Origin of the sequence: Archangium sp. (assembly GCF_036388035.1) — a bacterium.
In the GTDB taxonomy this organism is placed as follows: domain Bacteria; phylum Myxococcota; class Myxococcia; order Myxococcales; family Myxococcaceae; genus Archangium.
In genome coordinates this window covers 1-4,259 of record NZ_DASVSO010000121.1, presented here as the reverse complement: position 1 = coordinate 4,259, position 4,259 = coordinate 1, and the positions used below count along the sequence as shown (strand labels likewise).

Here is a 4,259-nt window from a genome sequence, read left to right as displayed (position 1 = left end):
GGCTGTTCGGCTGCTTGCCATCTGTGTGGGCGAGGGTGACGCACATTTCTGGAGGATTGACTTGATGCATCCTTCCCGGTGGGCCTACGTTTCAGGTAGTATTACTGAAACCTATGAATCGGGACGAACTCCTCTCCTTTGCCTGGTGGAACACGGGGCTCTGCCCGCCTCGGAAGCAGGTGACCCATACGTCCGAGCAATTGGACTGTGCCCATGAAGTCGTCCGGCAACTGGTCGAGGTCGAGTCCGTTGACCTGTTGGCGCTCGGTGAGGTTGCGACCGGGCAGGCGGAGCGAATTCAAGCGGCTTGCCGTTCAACGGACACCCGCCGTCTCTTGGTCGACGCTCGCCCGGATGGGAAGAGCCAGCGGAACCTGGCGGTGCTCTACAATGGAGCCAAGCTCCAGCTCGATGGCGGTCCCAGGGCGCTCTTCGACAGTCAGGGTGGGAGCAGGCTTCATGTGGGGATGCACCTGCTCTTTTCAATCCACCCCTTTCCCGCGCCCCTGCATGTGTTCGTCGTGCACTGGCCTTCGCGGATGAGGGCTGATTCAAGCCTCCTGCGCGCCATGATCGGTAGAACACTCCAGGATCGCATCGACGAGCTGCTCAGGTCCGCTCAACACCCGTTGCATGTCCTGGTGTTGGGTGATTTCAACGACGAGCCGTTCAACGACTCCATGAGCGGTGCCCTGCTGGGCTCGAGAGACCGCAACCTGGTTCGTAAAAGGCCCCGGCACCTGTACAACCCCTTCTGGCGCTTGCTGGGGGAGCGGCAGGGGCTCGAGGAAGAAAGCGGCGGTCGTCTCGGAGCGGGCACCCACTACTACGAAGGGACGGTGGCAACGCACTGGCATACGTATGACCAGTTCCTGGTCTCCGCCTCTCTCCTGGCTGGATCCGGTTGGGTCCTCAGGGAGGCGGGCACTCGAATCTGGCAGAGGGCGCCCTTGTTGAGTCCCAGGGGAAGGTTCACCTCCCGGTTCGATCATTTCCCCATTCTGGGCATGCTGTCCCATGTGGCCCCCGCAGAGACTCCAGGAGCATGAGCATGGCGAGCTTCCAAGACGCATTCCACAAGGGCCTCGAAGCCTACGACTCGGCGGATCGCGCGAGAAAAGAGATTGCCGCCGTGTTCGACGATTGCGCGAAGCAGGTCAGTGCCGCGAGCGGGGGCGCCATCGTCCTGTCACGCGAGTCGACTTCGAGAGTTCGTGAAGAAGCGGCGCACGCGGTAGTGCTCGGGGGCTTTGCGGTGCGGGAGTCCTATCAGGCGCTCATGGCCCGGCTCGTGAGTGAGCCGAACTCCAGTGGAGAGGAGCTGTGTGAGTACAAGCTCGCCTACCACGGTTATCCCGTTGCGATCGTGTACGCCGATGTCGACGAGTACTGCCACGACAAGCAGTCGCTGGAACGGGCGTTGGTCGAGCTCCTCGGGCATCCCACGACGGGAGGCAAGCTCCGGCGCTTGATGGACCTGCACGCGAAGCGAAAGAGCGGGGGTTCTCGCGAGCATGCCCAGGCGAATAGCGACCCGAACGGCAATGCGGAGTAGGGGCTCCTTCAGAAATTGAAGATTCGCGACGAGCCTCCGAACGGGGCCGTTGCTTGGAGGAACTGAAGAAAGGAAGCTGCGCCCCCATGTCCCGGAAGTCGCCCAATGCCCTGGTCCGGCTCGCCTTCTACGTCGAGCACCACGCCGAGTCGTGGGGCTGGCGGCTTCGGCGCAAGCTGGGCCTGGCCCGCCCCCCGCGCATCCTGCCGTACCGTGGCTACGGCACGCCCCGGCGCGCCCTCGTGAAGGCGCGGGTGCAGGAGGACCGGCACGTGCGCCCGCCCTGGAAGCGGCACACGCTGCTGGGCAGCGCCATCGCCTCGTGGAAGCGCTACATGACGGTGGAGATTCCCCACGCCCGCGTGAAGGCGTGCTGGGGAGAGAGCCGCTGGGAGGGCACCACCGATGAGGAGGGCTTCCTGGACTTGTGGGTGGAGCCGCCCGCGGGGGTGACGTCCGGCTGGCACGACGTGGAGCTGGAGCTGCTGTCGCCGAGTGCCGGGGGCGTGGCGCGCGTGCGGGCCCCCGTGCTGGTGGCCGGGCCCGAGGCCGAGTACGGCGTCATCAGCGACATCGACGACACCGTCATCGTCACCAACGTCACCAACTTCCTCAAGCGCACCTGGACGCTCTTCCTCACCGAGCACCGCACGCGCCTGCCCTTCGAGGGCGTGGATGCCTTCTACAAGGCGCTGAGCGAGGGGAGCACCGGCTCGGCGTGCAACCCCATCTTCTACGTCTCCTCCAGCCCGTGGAACCTGTACGAGCACCTGGACGAGTTCCTCGGGCTGCACCGGATTCCGGCCGGGCCGCTGCTGCTGCGCGACTGGGGGCTGAGCCGGCACGGCTTCGCGCCCGGAGGGGGGCACGGGCACAAGCTGGAGAAGATTCGCGAGGTGCTGGGCTCGCAGGAGTCGCTGCCCTTCCTCCTCATTGGCGACAGTGGGCAGGAGGACGCCGAGCACTACCGCACGATTGTCCGCGAGTTCCCCGGCCGCATCCGCTGCGTCTACATCCGCAACGTGTGGCACCGGGCGGGGCGCGAGCGCGAGCTGGCCTTCATCGCCGCGGACATCCGCGCCGCCGGCAGCGAGATGCTGATGGTGGACGACACGGTGACGGCCGCGCGCCACGCCGCGAGCCAGGGGTGGATTCGCTGGGCGGAGGTGGCCGAGGTGCAGGCCCACCAGCAGGAGGACGCCGAGGCGCGCACCGTGCTGGACAAGCTCGACCGCGAGCCCGGGTGAGCGGGGAGGGGTTGCGGACACCCTCCGAGCCCGCGAGCATGAAGGCCGTTGCTCGGAGGGTGCTCCATGAAGCGTCGTTGGGTGGTTTCGCTGGCGTTGGTGTTGCTGACGACCGGCTGCGCCACGGCGCGCGTGGTGCGCCTGGACACGGGCCGGGGCGAGCCCCTCGTCCTCACCCCACGCACCGATGACACCGAACCGGTCGAGCTGGAGGAAGAAGAGCTCCAGGGGGCTCTGGCCGAGTTGTCCCGGGATGTGAGGCCCTCCGCCAACCCGCAGCAGGCCGCTCGGCGGCTATTCGAGGTGGAGGCACGCAGCGGTTCGTACCTTTTCAACCCCCGCACCCACGAGGTGGCTCCCGTGGAGGGGACGTCGAGGGTGTCGGACCTGCCGTCAGCGGAGGTGGAGCTGACGCGCGCCTACCTGCGCTGGTGCGAGCGCACCGGGAGGAGGGGCGACTGCCTGAGCCTGCTGGTGGAGGGTCCCACCGTGAACGGCGACGGCCGTTATGCGCTGGCCATGGCGCTGGCCCAAGGTGCGGTGTTGGAGGAAATGCTCGAAGCCTTCAAGGACATGGCCAACCCGCACGCGATGCTGGCGGCGGCGTTGTGGACGGGCACCACCTACTTCATCCTCATGTCGCTACCCGAGCCTGTTTCCAAGGGACTCGCGGCGGTGATGACCGCGACGCTCATCGTCTACCTGGGTGTGGATACGTTCTGGGGATTGATGACGGGTTTCAAGCGGCTGGTAGAGGAGGCGGACCGCGCCACGACGTTCGACGAGCTCCGCGGTGCCGGGGAGCGGTATGGCAAGGTGATGGGGCGGAACGCGGCGCGCGCCTTCGCCCTGCTCGCCACGGCGGCCATCGGGAACACAGCGGCGGGGTTCGCGTCGAAGGTGCCGACGTTGCCCGGCTCGGCGCAGGCGTCCATGCAGGCCGGGGCACAGGCAGGCATCCAGCTCTCGGCCGTGGGCCAGGTGGAGGCGGTTGCCGTGACGGGCGAGGCCATTACCCTGTCGCTGGCTCCTGGCGCGGTCGCCATGGCGGCGCGGGGGATGGGTGCTGGTGCTGCCGGCCCGGTGGATGCGCAGGGACATGACCACCACATCGCCACGGACAAGTGGTGGGATTCCACCGACAACGGCGGCCCCTGGTCGCCTCAGTTCCAGAAGGTCTTCGACAAGGCTGGTATGTCGTTGAATGACCCGGCCAACATCGTTCGCGTCCGCGGCCACAGGGGGCCACATCCGCAGGAGTACCATCAACGGATTCTTGACCGCTTGTTTGAAGCAACGAAAACGTGCCGCAGCGTCCAGCATTGCCGAGAAGCATTGACGTCGGAGCTTCGCAGGCTGGCGCGTCAGATCTCCACGGAAGGAACCGAACTGAACAGGTTGGTGACTCGGAGTGAGTGAGTTCAGGAACTCTTTCATGCCAACGAGATACTTCAGAC

The 4,259-nt window shown here is 66.2% G+C and carries 4 protein-coding genes; all 4 read left to right on the top strand.

What is annotated here, in order from left to right:
- Window positions 1-113: 113 nt before the first annotated feature.
- The 4 genes from VF697_RS05365 to VF697_RS05350 all read left to right on the top strand — a co-directional run bounded on the left by VF697_RS05365 (window position 114) and on the right by VF697_RS05350 (window position 4,221).
- Window positions 114-1,049, top strand: a complete 936-nt coding sequence (locus tag VF697_RS05365; protein ID WP_331092404.1) for an endonuclease/exonuclease/phosphatase family protein — start codon at window positions 114-116, stop codon at window positions 1,047-1,049.
- 2 nt (window positions 1,050-1,051) lie between these two features.
- Window positions 1,052-1,555 (top strand): hypothetical protein, encoded by a 504-nt coding sequence (locus VF697_RS05360; RefSeq protein ID WP_331092403.1) that lies wholly within the window; start codon window positions 1,052-1,054, stop codon window positions 1,553-1,555.
- Between the two features lie 86 nt (window positions 1,556-1,641).
- Complete coding sequence (locus tag VF697_RS05355; RefSeq protein WP_331092402.1) at window positions 1,642-2,802, top strand: App1 family protein; 1,161 nt, start codon at window positions 1,642-1,644, stop codon at window positions 2,800-2,802.
- 66 nt (window positions 2,803-2,868) lie between these two features.
- The gene (locus tag VF697_RS05350) at window positions 2,869-4,221 is read left to right on the top strand and encodes an AHH domain-containing protein (protein ID WP_331092401.1); all 1,353 of its coding nucleotides are present in this window, start codon (window positions 2,869-2,871) and stop codon (window positions 4,219-4,221) included.
- Window positions 4,222-4,259: the final 38 nt, after the last annotated feature.

Coding starts and splice junctions, on each gene's coding strand:
- VF697_RS05365 (WP_331092404.1), top strand. CDS start 114: ATGAATCGGGACGAACTCCTCTCCTTTGCCTGGTGGAACACGGGGCTC.
- VF697_RS05360 (WP_331092403.1), top strand. CDS start 1,052: ATGGCGAGCTTCCAAGACGCATTCCACAAGGGCCTCGAAGCCTACGAC.
- VF697_RS05355 (WP_331092402.1), top strand. CDS start 1,642: ATGTCCCGGAAGTCGCCCAATGCCCTGGTCCGGCTCGCCTTCTACGTC.
- VF697_RS05350 (WP_331092401.1), top strand. CDS start 2,869: ATGAAGCGTCGTTGGGTGGTTTCGCTGGCGTTGGTGTTGCTGACGACC.